This is a genomic window from Shinella zoogloeoides, from assembly GCF_022682305.1.
Taxonomy (GTDB): Bacteria; Pseudomonadota; Alphaproteobacteria; order Rhizobiales; family Rhizobiaceae; genus Shinella; species Shinella zoogloeoides_B.
This window is the reverse complement of record NZ_CP093528.1, coordinates 1,468,993-1,484,033: the sequence shown is the minus strand read 5'-3', so window position 1 is coordinate 1,484,033 and position 15,041 is coordinate 1,468,993. Positions and strand designations below refer to the sequence as shown.

General features: G+C 62.0%; 18 protein-coding genes. 11 read left to right on the top strand and 7 right to left on the bottom strand.

Annotated elements, in window-relative coordinates:
* Nucleotides 1-4 precede the first annotated feature (4 nt).
* From trbL to MOE34_RS07670, 5 genes are read left to right on the top strand one after another with little or no spacing between them, the layout of a single operon-like run.
* On the top strand, nt 5-1,369 hold the full coding sequence (gene trbL, locus MOE34_RS07690; protein WP_242222613.1) for a P-type conjugative transfer protein TrbL: 1,365 nt from the start codon (nt 5-7) through the stop codon (nt 1,367-1,369).
* Entirely contained in the window at nt 1,369-2,052 is a 684-nt protein-coding gene (trbF, locus tag MOE34_RS07685) for a conjugal transfer protein TrbF (protein WP_018429608.1), read from the top strand. Before trbL ends, trbF begins: the two co-directional genes overlap by 1 nt.
* Entirely contained in the window at nt 2,049-3,098 is a 1,050-nt protein-coding gene (trbG, locus tag MOE34_RS07680; protein ID WP_242222611.1) for a P-type conjugative transfer protein TrbG, read from the top strand. Before trbF ends, trbG begins: the two co-directional genes overlap by 4 nt.
* Nucleotides 3,095-4,315, top strand: coding sequence for a TrbI/VirB10 family protein (locus MOE34_RS07675; protein ID WP_242222609.1), 1,221 nt, complete (start codon nt 3,095-3,097; stop codon nt 4,313-4,315). Before trbG ends, MOE34_RS07675 begins: the two co-directional genes overlap by 4 nt.
* A 2-nt stretch (nt 4,316-4,317) precedes the next feature.
* On the top strand, nt 4,318-4,554 hold the full coding sequence (locus MOE34_RS07670; protein WP_242223836.1) for a DUF2274 domain-containing protein: 237 nt from the start codon (nt 4,318-4,320) through the stop codon (nt 4,552-4,554).
* Here MOE34_RS07670 and MOE34_RS07665 read toward each other — a convergent pair.
* Nucleotides 4,551-5,453, bottom strand: a complete 903-nt coding sequence (locus tag MOE34_RS07665; RefSeq protein WP_242222607.1) for a LysR family transcriptional regulator — start codon at nt 5,451-5,453, stop codon at nt 4,551-4,553. The two genes, MOE34_RS07670 and MOE34_RS07665, sit on opposite strands and share 4 nt — an antisense overlap.
* A gap of 256 nt (nt 5,454-5,709) precedes the next feature.
* Between MOE34_RS07665 and MOE34_RS07660 the strand changes: the two genes are divergently transcribed.
* Both MOE34_RS07660 and MOE34_RS07655 read left to right on the top strand, forming a co-directional pair.
* A complete protein-coding gene (locus MOE34_RS07660) occupies nt 5,710-6,264 on the top strand; it encodes a MarR family winged helix-turn-helix transcriptional regulator (RefSeq protein ID WP_242222605.1) in 555 nt (184 codons plus the stop codon).
* Nucleotides 6,265-6,394: 130 nt separating this feature from the next.
* The gene (locus MOE34_RS07655) at nt 6,395-7,219 is read left to right on the top strand and encodes a YeeE/YedE thiosulfate transporter family protein (RefSeq protein ID WP_242222602.1); all 825 of its coding nucleotides are present in this window, start codon (nt 6,395-6,397) and stop codon (nt 7,217-7,219) included.
* A 47-nt stretch (nt 7,220-7,266) separates the two neighbouring features.
* Here MOE34_RS07655 and MOE34_RS07650 read toward each other — a convergent pair whose 3' ends face one another.
* Nucleotides 7,267-7,710 carry a DUF6314 family protein gene (locus tag MOE34_RS07650; RefSeq protein ID WP_242222600.1) on the bottom strand — a complete coding sequence of 148 codons (444 nt, stop codon included), beginning with the start codon at nt 7,708-7,710 and terminating at the stop codon, nt 7,267-7,269.
* Between the two features lie 13 nt (nt 7,711-7,723).
* Complete coding sequence (locus MOE34_RS07645; RefSeq protein ID WP_242222598.1) at nt 7,724-8,212, bottom strand: YkgB family protein; 489 nt, start codon at nt 8,210-8,212, stop codon at nt 7,724-7,726.
* 749 nt (nt 8,213-8,961) lie between these two features.
* On the opposite strand from MOE34_RS07645, the gene MOE34_RS07640 reads away from it, so the two are divergent.
* The gene (locus tag MOE34_RS07640; RefSeq protein WP_004099028.1) at nt 8,962-9,456 is read left to right on the top strand and encodes a MarR family winged helix-turn-helix transcriptional regulator; all 495 of its coding nucleotides are present in this window, start codon (nt 8,962-8,964) and stop codon (nt 9,454-9,456) included.
* A 395-nt stretch (nt 9,457-9,851) separates the two neighbouring features.
* On the opposite strand, the gene MOE34_RS07635 is transcribed toward MOE34_RS07640, so the two are convergent.
* The 4 genes from MOE34_RS07635 to MOE34_RS07620 all read right to left on the bottom strand — a co-directional run bounded on the left by MOE34_RS07635 (nt 9,852) and on the right by MOE34_RS07620 (nt 12,697).
* A complete protein-coding gene (locus MOE34_RS07635; protein ID WP_242222596.1) occupies nt 9,852-10,430 on the bottom strand; it encodes a hypothetical protein in 579 nt (192 codons plus the stop codon).
* A gap of 62 nt (nt 10,431-10,492) precedes the next feature.
* Nucleotides 10,493-10,870, bottom strand: coding sequence for an alcohol dehydrogenase catalytic domain-containing protein (locus MOE34_RS07630; protein WP_242222594.1), 378 nt, complete (start codon nt 10,868-10,870; stop codon nt 10,493-10,495).
* Entirely contained in the window at nt 10,848-11,357 is a 510-nt protein-coding gene (gene msrA, locus MOE34_RS07625; protein ID WP_018429617.1) for a peptide-methionine (S)-S-oxide reductase MsrA, read from the bottom strand. The genes MOE34_RS07630 and msrA (MOE34_RS07625) overlap by 23 nt, the downstream gene beginning before the upstream one ends.
* Nucleotides 11,358-11,464: 107 nt before the next feature.
* Nucleotides 11,465-12,697, bottom strand: coding sequence for a bifunctional alpha/beta hydrolase/OsmC family protein (locus tag MOE34_RS07620; protein WP_242222592.1), 1,233 nt, complete (start codon nt 12,695-12,697; stop codon nt 11,465-11,467).
* Between the two features lie 228 nt (nt 12,698-12,925).
* Here MOE34_RS07620 and MOE34_RS07615 point away from each other — a divergent pair, with 228 nt between their 5' ends.
* The 3 genes from MOE34_RS07615 (at nt 12,926) to msrA (MOE34_RS07605) (ending at nt 14,932) form a co-directional block, all read left to right on the top strand.
* Nucleotides 12,926-13,801 carry a LysR family transcriptional regulator gene (locus MOE34_RS07615; protein ID WP_011191349.1) on the top strand — a complete coding sequence of 292 codons (876 nt, stop codon included), beginning with the start codon at nt 12,926-12,928 and terminating at the stop codon, nt 13,799-13,801.
* Between the two features lie 146 nt (nt 13,802-13,947).
* On the top strand, nt 13,948-14,391 hold the full coding sequence (msrB, locus tag MOE34_RS07610) for a peptide-methionine (R)-S-oxide reductase MsrB (RefSeq protein ID WP_004099035.1): 444 nt from the start codon (nt 13,948-13,950) through the stop codon (nt 14,389-14,391).
* Between the two features lies 1 nt (nt 14,392).
* A complete protein-coding gene (gene msrA / locus MOE34_RS07605; protein WP_004099036.1) occupies nt 14,393-14,932 on the top strand; it encodes a peptide-methionine (S)-S-oxide reductase MsrA in 540 nt (179 codons plus the stop codon).
* Nucleotides 14,933-15,041 lie beyond the last annotated feature (109 nt).

Here is a 15,041-nt window from a genome sequence, read left to right as displayed (position 1 = left end):
GATCATGGGCGGCACCGGCGTCATTGACCATTTTCTTGAGGTCTTCACCCGCTACATCGACAGCGGATTCGGGCTACTCAGCGGCGAAGTCGCCTTCATCGCCACCACCCTGATCGTCATCGACGTGACGCTGGCGGCGCTGTTCTGGAGCTGGGGCGCCGACGACGACATCATGGCCCGCCTGGTGAAGAAGACGCTGTTCGTCGGAGTGTTCGCCTACATCATCGGCAATTGGAACAACCTCGCCCGTATCATTTTCGAGAGCTTCGCCGGCCTCGGCCTGAAGGCTAGCGGCACCGGGTTCACCACGGCCGACCTCTTGCGCCCTGGCAAGGTCGCTCAGACCGGGCTCGACGCCGGACGGCCGCTGCTCGATTCCATCTCCAGCCTCATGGGCTACTGGTCGTTCTTCGAGAACTTCATCCAGATCGCCTGCATGTTCCTGGCCTGGGCGCTGGTGCTGCTCGCTTTTTTCATCCTCGCCATTCAGCTCTTCGTCACGCTCATCGAGTTCAAGCTGACGACGCTCGCCGGCTTCGTGCTGATCCCGTTCGGCCTGTTCGGCAAGTCGGCCTTCATGGCCGAACGCGTGCTCGGCAACGTCATCTCCTCCGGCATCAAGGTGCTGGTGCTGGCCGTCATCATCGGCATCGGCTCGACGCTCTTCTCAGAATTCACATCCGGTTTCGGCGGCCAGAATCCGACAATCGACGAAGCGATGGCGATCGTGCTCGCCGCGCTGTCGCTGCTCGGCCTCGGCATCTTCGGTCCCGGTATTGCAAGCGGCATCGTCTCCGGTGGTCCCCAGCTCAGCGCCGGCGCAGCGGTCGGCACGGGCATCGCCGCGGGCGGCATGGTCGCGCTCGGCGCTGGCGCCGTCGGCGCCGCCGCGTCGGGTGGCGCTGCGCTGGCCGGTGGTGCGGCCGCCGCCGCTCGTGGCGGTGCTGCGATCGCTGGCGGCGCGTCCACCGCTTACAGCCTTGGCGCAGCCGGGCAGTCCGGCGCGGCCGGCGTCGCTTCCGGTCTCGGCGGGGTCGCCCGTGCCGGCGGCAGCGCCGCCGTCTCGCCCCTGCGCCGCGCCGCATCGCGTGCCGCCGAAAGCATGCGCTCAAGCTTCAACACTGGCGGCAAGGCCGCCTTCGAGGCGACAGGCGGCACTTCCACCATGGGCTCGATCGGCGGTGACGCGGCCGGTGATGGCGCCGCTGCCGCGGGTTCCACAAACGCAGGCGGTCCGCCGGCCTGGGCGCAGCGGATGCGCCGATCCCAGCACATGACCCATGCCGTCCAGGCCACGGCCCATGCCGTCCGCTCAGGTGATGCCCACGGCGGCGGCTCTTCCATCAATCTTTCCGAAGGCGATCGCTGATGTTCAAACGACCCTCTACCCATTATGGCAAGGCCCCCGAGCCGGAGACGCCCTATCAACGCGCCACCCAGGTCTGGGATGAGCGCATCGGCGCCTCGCGCGTGCAGGCCAAGAACTGGCGGCTCATGGCATTCGGCTCGCTGATCCTGTCGGCCGGGTTCGCCACCGCGCTCGTCGTGCAGTCAGCACGCGGGACGATCGTACCCTGGGTGGTGCAGGTCGATCGCATCGGTCAGGCGCAGGCCGTCGCGCCCGCCGAGGCCGACTATCGTCCGACCGATCCGCAGATTGCCTTCCACCTGGCGCGCTTCATCGAGCAGGTCCGGAGCATTCCGGCCGATGCGATCATCGTCCGGCAGAACTGGCTGCGCGCCTACGACTTCACGACTGACCGCGGCGCCATGGCGCTCAATGACTACGCCCGCTCCAACGACCCCTTTACACGGGTCGGCCGGCAGCAGGTCGCTGTCGACGTCTCCAGCGTCATCCGCGCGTCCCCGGACAGCTTCCGCGTCGCGTGGGTCGAGCGCCGATACGAAAATGGCCAGCTCGCCGAGACCACGCGCTGGACCGCGATCCTGACGATCGTCGTGCAGATCCCCCGAAACGCCGACCGGCTCAGAGCGAACCCGCTCGGCATCTACGTCAACGCCATCAACTGGTCACGGGAGCTTGGGCAATGAAGCCGTATTTCCGTAAAGCCGGAAACCCGGCTTCACACACACTCGTACTCCCGGCTCTCCGTAGAGCCGCATTCCCGGTCGTTCTGCTAGCGGCGACCGCGCTCGCGGGCTGCGCGACCACCAATCCGCCGCCGGAGATTTCCTACGACAATGCGGCTCCGGCGGTGCAGACCGTCGATCCACCCGCGCCGGTCACCGTGGTCGAGCTGCCCCGGCCGCTGCCGCTGCCTGGCCAATTGCAGCGTGTGGAGGAGACGCGGCGTGCCCCGGAGCCTTCTAATCCGACCGCTCGCGTCAACCAAGCAAACGAGGCGGCACGAGTCCAGCCGGTGCGCGACGGCTTCATTAACTCGATGCAGGTCTACCCGTGGACCCAAGGGGCGCTTTATCAAGTCTATACCGCCGTCGGGCAGATCACCGACATCGCGCTCCAACCCGGGGAGCAGCTTGTCGGCGCAGGCCCGGTGGCCGCCGGCGACACAGTGCGCTGGATCATCGGCGACACCGAGAGCGGATCGGGGGCAACGCGCCAGATCCACATCCTGGTAAAGCCCACCCGCGCCGACCTGATGACCAACCTCGTCATCAACACCAACATGCGCACCTATCACATGGAACTGCGCTCGACAGAGCGCACCTATATGGCGTCGGTCTCATGGCAGTATCCGCAAGACCAGCTCATTGCGCTGCGCCGCCAGAACGCCGAGGCGCAGGCGGCCCAGCCGGTGGCGAGCGGCGTCGATCTCGCGAACGTCAACTTCCGCTATGCGATCGAGGGCGACCGTGCGCCGTGGCGGCCGCTGCGCGCCTTCGACGACGGACGCCAGGTCTTTATCGAGTTTCCGCGCGGCATCGGTCAGGGCGAGATGCCGCCACTCTTCGTCGTCGGCCCCGAGGGCAACACCTCCGAGCTGGTGAACTATCGCGTTCGCGGCCACCACATGATCGTTGATCGTCTGTTCGCGGCTGCCGAACTTCGCTTCGGCTCCGGCCGCGAGCAGAAGCGCGTCAGGATCGTCCGCACAGACGGGAGGCCGACCTCGTGAGCGAGAACCCGCCCCGGAATGAGGAAGTGCCGGACGACGATGCGCAGCCCCTGACCGGCGAGCCGGTCGGGCCTGCGCCGATGCGGCTGCGGGCCGAACCGCCCCGCGTCACCCGGTTATCGCGGAAGGTTCTCGCCGGCCTCGGTCTTGTCGCCAGCGTCGGGCTCGGAGGTGCGCTGATCTACGCGCTTCAGACCCGTGACGCCGGTCGGCCGAACGACGAACTCTATTCGACCGAGAACCGCTCGACCGCTGACGGACTGGCCGGCCTGCCGCGAGATTACAGTGGCGTGCCGCAGCTCGGTCCCCCTCTTCCCGGTGACCTCGGCCGGCCGATCCTCAGTACCCAGGATCGCGGACAGCCGGTGCCAACACCCGGGACGGCCGCGCCCAATCCCGGCATCAGCCCGGAAGAGCAGCGCCGCCTTCAGGAAATCGAGACCGCGCGCACCAGCCGTCTCTTCTCCGGATCGGAAAGCCGGGGCGCCCCCGCTGCTGCGGGAGTTGCCCCAGCGCTCGCGCCGGGGCCGGATTTGGCGAGCATTGGCCTCGCTCCGCCGCCCGCCACGCCCTCGGCGCAGGACCGGCAGAACGCGTTTCTGAACGTGGCGGCCGATCGCAGGACGGTTGCGCCCGATCGCGTCGCTGCGCCAGTATCGCCGAACGTCCTTCAGGCGGGAGCAGTGATATCCGCGGCGCTGATCACCGGCATCCGATCCGATCTACCCGGCCAGATCACCGCGCAGGTCACCGAGAACATCTACGACAGCCCGACCGGCCGTATCTTGCTTGTGCCGCAAGGCACTCGTGTGGTCGGGCAGTACGACAACAACGTGCAGTTCGGCCAGAGCCGCGTCCTGCTCGTCTGGACTCGGCTCGTCTTCCCGAACGGGCGCTCGATCGTTCTCGAGCGCCAGCCTGGCGCTGACGCTGAAGGGTTCGCAGGGCTTCAGGATGGCGTCGATTACCATTGGTGGGATCTGGCCAAGGCTGCGGGATTGTCGACACTGCTGAGCGTCGGCGCCGAACTCGCGGTCGACAACGACGATCGGCTCGCTCAGGCGATCCGGAACGGTGGGCAGGACACCATCAACGACGCAGGGCAGCAGATTGTAAGGCGTCAGCTCAACGTCGCGCCCACAATCACTATTCGGCCCGGATTTCCCGTGCGCGTTATCGTGACGCGAGACTTGGTGCTGGAGCCATATGGAGGGTGATGATGTCGAAGCTTAAGCTAGGCCCCATCGCGGACGAAAAGCCACTTAAGGTACAGGTCGAGCTACCCGCAGCTCTCCACCAGGACCTTATTGACTACGCCCACCTATTGGGCCGAGAGCAAGGTCAGTCCGCTGTTGACCCAGCTCGGTTAATCGTCCCGATGTTACAACGGTTCATCGCGACAGACCGTGGCTTCGCCAAAGCCAGGCGAACGTTGACGCCGGGGAGCGTCGATTAGTCCGTGGTCCCCGCTCTAATGCTAGAGGGGGTGTCGAAACACTTCAGCAGCAGCGGCAGAGTCGGGTTGTCGTTGTCTCTGGACGAAATTATAGCGGCCGTCGGCGCCCGAGCCGATGGGAGCGGGATCAACGCGATATCCGGCCGGTATATCACGCTGGTGATGGTCAAGCCGAAGCCCTGTTCGACCATCGTCAGCAGGGTTTCTCGGCTGACTTGTTGGATCGAGAGTTGAACCGCTCCGTCTCCGGCGCCCACCATGCGCCGGAGTATGCCAGCAAGCTCACGCCCAGCACCATCCGAGCGAACGAGGAAGACTTCGTCACAAATGTCCTCCCACGACAGCTGTGGCCGTGCTGCCAACTCGTGAAGCGGGGACAATGCCACGAACAGATCTGGTTCGCAGAGACGTCGAACTTGGAACTGAGGGCTTTTGCTCGCACTCAGGCTGATTGCTGCGTCCAGTAACCCGCGGTTCACCCCCAAAGAGTTTTCTTCTGAAGTGCCTTCCTCAAGCTTTACCTCGATCGTCGGATGTCGATTTCTGAATGCCGCGAGAATGTCGATGATCGGGCACGCCGGAAACGCTTCAAGCATTCCAAACCTCACTAGCCCGGTTATGAGTTTTCGCGCGGAACGGATCTCCGTTGCGGCGTTACGAAGGTAGCGCGCTCCCACCACCGCTTGTTGAAGGAAGCGTTCACCTTCTGGAGTCAGCCCTGCCCCCGCTCGCGTACGCTTGAAGAGAGAAAAGCCAAGCTGGCGCTCAAACAGCTGCACACGTCGGCTGACGGTGGATTGCGATACCGATAGGCGTTCCGCCGCTCGGCGGAAGCTGCCGGCCTCGGCGACCTGAACGGCGTATTTCAGGTATCGGAGATCAAGAGTCAGATCGGGCATGAGACCCGTCCGATCATACCGGCGATCTCATTGGCGAACCGCCTGCGCCCGGTGAGAGGCATCCATGCGCGTCCACTTTCATCGAGCCCACCCCCGCTAGCGCCTGGGGTACAAGCACGTCCGTTGATCTCAGATGTGGAATCCGAGCTGAGCCCCTCAATGAGCATGACCATGTCCGAATCTGCCATAGATGCATGCGGCGGTCATACATTTTCGCACACTTGATGTCTATGCGCGATGCATATATTATTGCGGCATGGAGCCTGAGGTCGCCAAATACCATTTTGGTGCACTGGCGCTGGCGGTTGCTGACAGCATCGCCAGTGTCTCGGCCTCCTTTTCACCAAGCGGCCCGGCGACCGCGGTGATGGTGTTTCTCAGCATGGAGCCCGGCCTGCCGATCAGCGTATTGGCAAGCCGGATCAGGCTTTCTCATGCCGGAACGGTGCGATTGATCGATAGGCTCGAGCACGAACAGTTGGTGGAACGACGAAGACATATCGCCGACAGGCGCGCGCGCTTCATTCACCTCACCAATTCAGGGAAGAAGATAACGGAAGCCTTGCTCAAGGCACGGGAGCAGGTGATCTCCGAATGTGTTTCGCCCCTTTCGCCCAATGACCTCGACATTCTAGGCGTGCTGTCGGAGCGGCTCTTTGTGGCAAACGGCTTCGACAAGGATGGTTCGATCAGCCTTTGCCATCTGTGCGGCTACAGCAGGATCGCGCCTTCCCGTAGTAAAGCAAAGCCGGGCGCTCACGACGCCGGAACGTCGCACCAAACGGCTGACGATATGATCAGGCAGGCTTGATATAGTGGGATCGTTTGCGCTCGAACTTCTTCTATGCGTACTTGCCTTCGGGTTCGGATATGCCGCGAACCAAGGCGGAACCTGTTTAGTGGTGGCCGCTCATGAGTTACACAGACGACAGCCGCCGAGAATGTTCGTCGGATTTCTCGCAGCGTCGGCAGCGGCAGGCCTGGTTGCGGTCCCGATAGTCTGGACGGGAACACTGGGCGCAACACTCGCACCCTCGACCAGCATCAATTTCTTCCTGCTCATCGGCGCTATAGCCTTCGGCCTCGGCGCACTCATTAATGACACATGCCTGCTCGGATCGCTGGCGCGGCTTGGGGATGGGGAGATGCGACTTCTAGCTCTACCCTTGGGATTGGCGATTGGTATCTTGGCTGCCGACCATGGCAGGTTCGACTACGACGCAACATGGCCAAGCTTGATCTCCAGACCAAGCGTAACAGGCCTCGTTACTCTCCTAGCCTTCCTTGCTGTGCTCGTGCTGGCACTCGTTTTCGTTTCCATGAAGAGCGTTCTGCGAACAAAGCCGGGTTGGTCGTTCGGCGCTTCGATGATTGGACTCGGTATCACTGGTGGACTTCTATATGCACTCTCGCCGGCCTGGACCTTCGCAGACCTGATTCAACGTGGCCTTCCTCTCAGAATGTCGCCGGCCGGCGAGGTCGCGCTCACTGCGGTGATCTCTTCGATCGCAGGCGCCCTCACCGCCTCCTTTCGCCAAGGGAATCTGCGTCTCCAACTGCCGACAGCCAATGGCATTCTGCGATCTGTCGTCGGCGGCACATTGATGGGTATCGGCATTGCGCTCATACCCGGCGGGAATGATGGATTGATCCTCGCAGCGGTTCCGACTCTTTCACCTGGTGGGATAGTCGCCTACGTTCTGATGACGATGACAATCGTCTTCGGATTTGCAGCGCGTGGTAAGTTATTCCAGCGCCGCCTTTGAAGACCATGATAAGGGCAACAGAGGATTCTCCCACCTGACATGAGCATTTATCCCGACCGGGAGTATCGGCTGACTAGCTCGTATGCCTTTGCAGGCCCTTGGACCATGATGACCACTTCAAAGGCCGCCGGCCCCAGCATCCTGCAGGTTGCATGGTCGGTGTCATCTCCGCAGGCATGGACGTCACTCGCTTTCAACCCGCTTTCCGTCCGTGCGAAACTCAAGCTGAGGAACTGCGTCCCGATATGAGGTCCGTCTGCGAACTCGACGACAACAATGTCTTCGCTCAAGCGATAGCAATACTGCCGGTATGCGGAGAATTCACTGCCATCTGCCAGCGTGAGAATGCCGCTCTCTCGACAAGCGAGCGCGCCTTCGCCGACGGGAGCGAAGACCGCGTCGCCATGCAGCTGAGCGCCTCCGGGCTGGATATCACGACGGAGCATCCATGCCCCACGGAAGTTCTGCAGGATTTGCGCGCCCGCCTTCACGAAATGACCCCGGTCACGAGGGCACAAGCGCGCCTCTGTGGCGGACCGAAGCAAGCAGCAGCACGAGGGACGCCGCCAGCAGAACTGCGTCCTTCAGTAGAAACTGCCCTGGTGCAGCCGAAATCGCAGGAAAGCCGCCGGCGGTCGGCTCCGCTACACCGGGGGTGGTGATGAAAAAGGTCAGCGTGATCAGATATGTCGCCGCTGACATCAGTGCGCCGAGCGCAGAGAAGAGTGGACGAAATGCACCAAGGATCAGAACGAGACCGGTCGATAACTCGATAACGCCGATGAAATAGCTTTGCCCCTGCATCCCGAACATGCCCAGCCAATTCATGATCGGGCTGTGTTCGATAAACGGGGCGATACCATAGGCCTCGTACGCTGTGAACTTCATCGCGCCGAACCACAGAAATACGATCACGAGAGACCATCTAAGCAGGCCAAGATCCCTCCGACCGTGCTCGGGGACAAGAAATTCATAACGGTCGAAAATGCTCATCTAAAATTCCTCAACAGTGGTCCCGTGGGAACGTCACGAACGTCGTCTACGTGCTTCGGGCAGGCGTTGCAGTATATGCGCGACGCATATACTAATAAGCGAGATATGTCGAGCGGCTGGCTCGCGCTTCGCTGCCTCACGAAGCCATCCTCATCGGCGATGCCTTTACCCAGCAAACGCGCGACCTTGCGGGATTTTGACTTGATAGGGCTGGCGCTCCGGGTGGGCCTATAGCCCGTTGGCAAACGTCCAGCCTGTACGGATGGACGCGGCCCTGGACGAGATAACCGTGCCGACCGAAATCGTAGCAGCGATCGCCGCAATCCCCGACGTCGTGGAGCACGGACTGTTCCTCAATGGGATCGATACAATCGTGATCGCGCGCGGTGACACGATGGAAGTGCGACGCCGGGGACAAGCCAGGTCTCGCTGATCTGCACCTGCGCGGCCTGGATGACAGCGCTGACGCGGAGTGATTCTCGGGCGCGACCTACGGCGATTCCGAGCGAAAAGGCTTGCCCTATAGCCGCCAGGTATCAAAGGTTCCGCGGCCTTAATGAGCCGGACCCGTTTTTTTCGGCGCGCTCGATCAGTCGAAATCCTCCGAAACCCTTTTAAAACAGGACATTTTCCACAAGCCGCGCGGAGGAAGAGGACCACGGTATGGCTTGCTGTCTATGCTCCGCGCACATATAGATGTGGCAATGGATGGACCTCGAGATCGAAACATTTTCGGGGCGTTCGCACTCATGATCAGCGACGACATCGTTCGCGCTAGTTCATCGCGGGCGCCGGAAGCTGGACCCGCCGCCTCAGCGCTGGCGTTGCTCGCGCACAAGCCCGGGCTCTCGATCCGTATGCTTGCGATCGGGGTGGGCCTTTCACATGCTGGAACTGTTCGCCTGGTGGATAGATTGGTAAGCGAGGGATTGATCGAGCGCAGGGAGCATTCGACAGACGGGCGCGCGCGATCCCTCTATCTTACTCCAACTGGCAAGGTCGCGAGCGACGAGGTCCTGGCCTCGCGCGATCAAGTGATTGCCGAAGGGCTATCGATCCTTAATCCAGACGAACTGAAAACCTTATCGGACATCGCTGAACGCGTTCTCCGAAATCGCTTGGAAAACCTCGAGCAGTCATACCGCATCTGCCGCTTGTGCTGCTACGAGGGCTGCACGAACTGCCCCGTCGATGCCGAATTGCATGAGCGAGGTGTGGACCGCGAGAAGAACGACGACGCGTAGGAGACTCGCAATTGCGGCAGCTCAACGCTGCTCAGATAGCGGGCTTCATAATGTCAGCGAGCCTACCATCAGCCGCATTCTTTTGGCTACGCGTCAAGCCGGCCGATCGGGCATGGCGGTCTCATTCTAATATGTCGGTGATCGCCCCACTTTTAGCCGCTCAATTGATCGGAACGCGGTTTCGGAAGCGGCCGTTCAAACCACTCGCTGCATTCCCATTTCTCTATGTCCGATAGGTAGTTTCGGGGAAAAGCAGTCGGGAACAGGTTTCGGGAACGCATGCTCCGGCAGGAGCGCAGCGCGCGTCCCAAGCGCGTTTTCCCGGTAGAGCTTCCCAATCGGCAAAGTGCGGGCCACCTCAGACTGCGAACGCGAAAAACCGCCTGGCTGGTCACTCAAGGCAGGGTAACGACGATTTTCGTTGCGGATACACCCGCCTTCAGGGCTTCCAAGGCAGCCTGGAGCATTTCAAGGCCCTGGCCCACGACCTTCGCCGGAGGGGCGGGGACGAACGTGCGCGCCGCGAGAGCCTGCGGCAGGAATTCGCGGTAGATCATTGGACCAACCTCGTCATCCTTGAGGCTCGTCCCGGAGATGTGCGTCGCCTCGACTCCAAATGGACGCTCGTCGGGCGGGGCCAGCGTCGCTGCCACCCGGCGCGAGCCCTCGCATCTCGCAATTGCGGCAAAACAGTCTTTCATGTGACCGGTCGCGTGAAGCGTTCCAGCGAGACTGCGCCCGCGCATTGCCTCAATCACGTCTTCCACGATGGCTGGACTCGAGTGGTCAAGAACCTCGCTTGCACCCAGCTCCTTCAACAGGCCGGCGTTGCGCGCCGAAGCGGTGGCGACGCACCTGTAGCCCGACGCCACCGCGAGCTGGATGGCGTTGCAGCCAACGCTCGACGATCCACCCCAGACCAGAACGACCTCTGGACGCGCGGTCGGCGAGTGTAACGGTGGCGCGAGAGCCAACTGTGTCCGTTCCGTAGAGCCCGCTTGCGGCGGTGCCAAGGCCAAGCGGGAGGACTGCCGCATCAGCGAAGGCCATGTTGTTGGGGATCGGCGCCGCCATGTGGTCCAGCACGATCGTGTGGTGCTGGAACGCACCCTGCGCAGGTTGATTTACGGTTGTCCCGACCGCCTGTCCGATGACTCGATCGCCGACCTTGAACCGCGCCACCGACCGCCGCGACCTCACCGGAGACGTCGCTGCCGAGAATCGCGGGATAGTCGAGCCATGGCAAAAGCGCGACGTCCTGCAGAATCCAGTCGAGTGGGTTGATCGCGATGGCCGCGTTGCGGATCAATATCTCGTTCGCCGCCAGATGCGGCAGAGCGGTGACACCGATCCTCAGTGGCTGCCCCGGCGCTTTCTGCCAGGCGGCCTGATTAGTCACGGTTTCGGTCATCATCAACTCTTTCTGTCAAGTATACAGCTGGGCGTTCGTCTGAGCGGTCCAACCGCCAGGTCGGGCGCACGAAGTGGCAGCTATAGCCCCCAGGATAGCGCACCAGGTATTCTTGGTGCTCTGGCTCCGCCTCCCAAAAGGGTTCTTCTGGGTTGATCTCCGACACGACCGGGCCAGGCCAGCTTCCTGATGCCTCGATTTCCGCGATAGTTGTGAGGGCGACTTCCTTCTGCACTTCGGTGGTGTAGAAAATCGCCGATCGATAGCTCGGACCGACATCGCTGCCTTGTTGCTCGTAGGTCGTGGGGTCATGGATCTGGAAGAAGAGTTCCAAGAGCGAGCGATAGGCGAGAACGGAAGGGTCGAAGGTCACTTCCACTGCTTCCGCATGGCCGTAATGTCTCGCGTAGGTCGGATCAGGCATTTCTCCACCCGTGTAACCGACACGCGTCGAAATGACTCCCCTGGCTCGGCGCAGCAAATCCTCCATGCCCCAGAAGCAGCCGCCTGCGAGAATTGCTCGCTCTGTCGCGGCCGCCCTATTGCCGGTAGGCGATTGGCTCACAGTCCGTTCGCCCTCCTCCGTGTGCGCCACGGTCAAGCCAGCCTCGCGGGATCCGCAGCCTGACTGGCGCTCAAGAGTTCGGTCTGCACGTCCGAACCCCGGATGAGACTCAGATCGACGGGACACCGATCAGCGATCGCGAGGATCCGAGCGCGCTGATCATCACTCAGCGGCCCATCGAGGACAATGGTGCGGGTGAACCGGTCGGGTGGCATCATGTCCGGCACCTTCTCGTGCTGCACGGTCGTGCTCGCCCGTTCGAGCGGAAAGCCCTTGCGGTTCGCATAGAGACGCATCGTCATCACCGTGCAGGCTGCGAGGCCGGCAGATACGAGTTCATAGGGAGATAGTCCGGTCCCGAGGCCACCGACCGATGCTGGCTCGTCGGCGAACAGAGTGTGCTCGCCGCTGCGGACCTTGAGCTGGAACGTCCCTGCAAGAGTTTCGGTGGCGACGACGCCCTCCGCAACCTCGACCTGCGGAAGATCCGCGCTGAGTGGTGGGAGAAAGCGGCTCGCCCAAACCGCCACCATGGCCGCGGCGTAGTTCGCGTCCGCGACGTCGGTGAGAAGGTGATCCGCGTTGTCGAGCGAGATGAAGCTTTTAGGGTGCCTGGACGCGACGAAGATGCGCGACGCGTGGTCGATGCCGACCACCTGATCCAGCGGAGAGTGCATGACCAGCACCGGCCGTCGCAGGGAGGCAATGGCCTTCTCGACGTCGATCCCCTCAACCGCCTCAAGGAACCCTCGGCGAATGAGGAACGGCCTACCGGCAATCTCCACCGAGGCCTCGCCCTCGCTCGCGATGGTGTTCAGATCATTCGGTCCGAAGAGGCGCAAGATATGCTGAAGGTCGGCCGGCGCACCAATCGTCGCGACCGCCGCAACATCAGGCATGTCGGCGGCGGCTACGATCGCAGCGGTGCCACCCAGGCTGTGCCCGACGAGGAGGGACGGTGACATGCCCGCCGCCGCCATCGCCTTTGCGGCGGCCCGAAGGTCCTCGACGTCCGACGCGAAGTTCACAGGTTCTCCCGTCCCACCGCCGATCCCGGTCCCGGCGAAATCGAACCTCAAGACCCCGATGCCCGCACGCGACAGCGCGCGCGAGATGTGAACAGCGGCGCGACTGTCTTTCCCGCACGTGAAGCAGTGGGCGAAGATCGCCCAGCCCCGCGGCGTCCCTTCCGGCGGTTCGAGGTGCCCGGAAAGCGGAGAGCCAGCCCCACTGACAAACGTAAATGATCTTCCTGCCATGTCCATCAAACCTCCAGCACGCGGCTCGGCGGTTGCGCTCTCAGAACCTTCGACGGAGCTGAGCGGAGCGCACCGCCAACCGCTAATCGTCATCTCAGGCTATCATTTATATGTCTGGCGCATATAGACAAGCCCCTATACCATGATTATATGCGCCAAGCATACTTCTGCGACCTGCTTTCCAAAGGCGGTCTCACGGAAGAGGTATCAGTCAGGCGCGTGGGCCAAAGGACTATGGAACTCAATCAAGTCAGCTATTTCATCAACTTGGCCGAGACGCTGAATTTCACAGCGGCCGCTCGCTTGAGCGGTGTGTCACAGCCAAGTCTGACCCGCGCGATCCGCCGCTTGGAAGATGAGCTTGGCGGGCCGCTGATCTATCGCGACGGGAAGAACAGCCGCCTGACTGGCCTTGGCCATGACGTCGAGGCAGAATTCCGGCGTATGGTGGTCGCGATGAAGAGCGTTCGCAATCACTCGGAGCACTGGGCGATGGGGGGGCACCGCGTGCTGGATGTCGCCGTCGCGCCCACCGTCGGACCAAAGGAATTTACGGCATTCTTCGAGAGCGCATTGGCGGAGATGCCATCCATCGAAATCAAGCTGCACTCGCTCCAGTCGAACGAGGACACATCGGAGGTGCTTTCAGGAAAATACCACGCGTGCATCATGCCGCGTGAAACAAGACCGGAACGCAAGCTGGATGTGCATCCTCTATTTCGGGAGCGCTTCGTGCTCGGCTGTTCTGCAAACCATCCCTTGGCTGCCAACGAGATCGTGCGCGGCGAAGACCTGCTCGAGTTTCCTTTCGTCGATCGCCTGAAATGCGAGTTTCGCGATCGGATCCTCGATCACTTCGCGCGACGGGACTTGCTCATGCGACCTCGCTTTCGATCAGATCGCGAGGACTGGGTGCAACGGGTCGTCGCTGACGGCCACGCCATATGCATTCTTCCGGAACGATCGCCGACCGTGCAAGGCCTCGTCACTCGGCCGATCGACGGATTTGTCTTGGAGCGCGAAGTCGTGATCGCGACCGTATCCGGCTCCACGGCAACGGTCGAGATACGGAACATCGCGCAGCTGGCAGCCCGGTATGAGTGGAACTGAATCACGACGTGAAGAGCTTCGGCGCTATGGAAACTATACGCGCAGCGTATTGGATAAATCTGGGGCGCACTGCGATAGTCGGTGCAATGACTGCAAAGATAAATGACAGTGTGTCGAGCTCTCTAGATTAAATATTGGAGACTATCATGAAGTTTGAGAAGTCACAGGCAGCAGTTGACCGCCTGACCCCCGAGCAACGCCGGATTACCCAGGATTCGGGGACCGAAAGGCCCTTCACGGGTGAGCACAACGACAACAAGGAGCCTGGCATCTACGTCGACATAGTGTCGGGAGAGCCGCTGTTCGCTTCAACGGACAAGTTCGATTCGGGTACTGGCTGGCCCAGCTTCACCAAGCCGATCGTTCCGGCAAACGTGAACGAGGTGCGGGACAGTGCACACGGCATGGTCCGGACGGAGGTCAGGTCGGTACACGCCGACAGCCATCTGGGCCACGTGTTCCCGGACGGTCCTTCCGACCGCGGCGGTCTGCGCTACTGCATCAACTCTGCGTCCCTTCGCTTCATCCCGCGCGACGAGATGGAGTCCGAGGGATATGGTGAATATCTCGATCAAGTAGAGGAGGCTTAACATGCATCAGCGCGCTGTTCTCGCAGGAGGATGTTTCTGGGGCATGCAGGATCTGATCCGCAAGCGGCCCGGCATCATCTCGACCCGTGTGGGTTACACGGGCGGCGATATTCCGAACGCCACGTATCGTAATCACGGCACGCATGCCGAGGGGATCGAGATTGTCTTCGACCCGACAGTGACGAGCTACCGGCACATCCTGGAATTCTTCTTCCAGATCCACGATCCGACGACGCTGAACCGCCAGGGCAATGATCGTGGGCTCTCCTATCGGTCGGGCATCTATTATGTCGACGAGGAGCAGAAGCGCGTCGCCGAGGATACGATTGCCGATGTGGATGCCTCGGGGCTGTGGGATGGCAAAGTGGTGACCGAGGTCCAGCCGGTCGGCGAGTTCTGGGAGGCCGAGCCCGATCACCAGGATTATCTGGAGAAGCGGCCGGGCGGCTACACCTGCCACTTCGTCCGTCCCGACTGGGTTCTTCCAAAGCGGCATGAGGCCGGCGATGTGAGCCCTGCGGCCGGGGCTGCAGCGGAATAGGCTTCGCTGCCGTCAGTGCCGCGCCGATCCGGTTCGCAACCTCCGACGACCGCGTCAATCGACGCGGTCGTCGGACCCGGCCTTGAAGCAGATCATTCCATTCAGCCGC

Coding starts and splice junctions, on each gene's coding strand:
- MOE34_RS07620 (WP_242222592.1), bottom strand. CDS start 12,697: ATGGACATGGCAGGAAGATCATTTACGTTTGTCAGTGGGGCTGGCTCT.
- trbG (WP_242222611.1), top strand. CDS start 2,049: ATGAAGCCGTATTTCCGTAAAGCCGGAAACCCGGCTTCACACACACTC.
- msrB (WP_004099035.1), top strand. CDS start 13,948: ATGAAGTTTGAGAAGTCACAGGCAGCAGTTGACCGCCTGACCCCCGAG.
- MOE34_RS07660 (WP_242222605.1), top strand. CDS start 5,710: ATGGAGCCTGAGGTCGCCAAATACCATTTTGGTGCACTGGCGCTGGCG.
- MOE34_RS07630 (WP_242222594.1), bottom strand. CDS start 10,870: ATGATGACCGAAACCGTGACTAATCAGGCCGCCTGGCAGAAAGCGCCG.
- MOE34_RS07670 (WP_242223836.1), top strand. CDS start 4,318: ATGTCGAAGCTTAAGCTAGGCCCCATCGCGGACGAAAAGCCACTTAAG.
- MOE34_RS07645 (WP_242222598.1), bottom strand. CDS start 8,212: ATGAGCATTTTCGACCGTTATGAATTTCTTGTCCCCGAGCACGGTCGG.
- MOE34_RS07640 (WP_004099028.1), top strand. CDS start 8,962: ATGATCAGCGACGACATCGTTCGCGCTAGTTCATCGCGGGCGCCGGAA.
- trbL (WP_242222613.1), top strand. CDS start 5: ATGGGCGGCACCGGCGTCATTGACCATTTTCTTGAGGTCTTCACCCGC.
- msrA (WP_004099036.1), top strand. CDS start 14,393: ATGCATCAGCGCGCTGTTCTCGCAGGAGGATGTTTCTGGGGCATGCAG.
- msrA (WP_018429617.1), bottom strand. CDS start 11,357: ATGGAGGATTTGCTGCGCCGAGCCAGGGGAGTCATTTCGACGCGTGTC.
- trbF (WP_018429608.1), top strand. CDS start 1,369: ATGTTCAAACGACCCTCTACCCATTATGGCAAGGCCCCCGAGCCGGAG.
- MOE34_RS07655 (WP_242222602.1), top strand. CDS start 6,395: ATGTTCGTCGGATTTCTCGCAGCGTCGGCAGCGGCAGGCCTGGTTGCG.
- MOE34_RS07665 (WP_242222607.1), bottom strand. CDS start 5,453: ATGCCCGATCTGACTCTTGATCTCCGATACCTGAAATACGCCGTTCAG.
- MOE34_RS07615 (WP_011191349.1), top strand. CDS start 12,926: ATGGAACTCAATCAAGTCAGCTATTTCATCAACTTGGCCGAGACGCTG.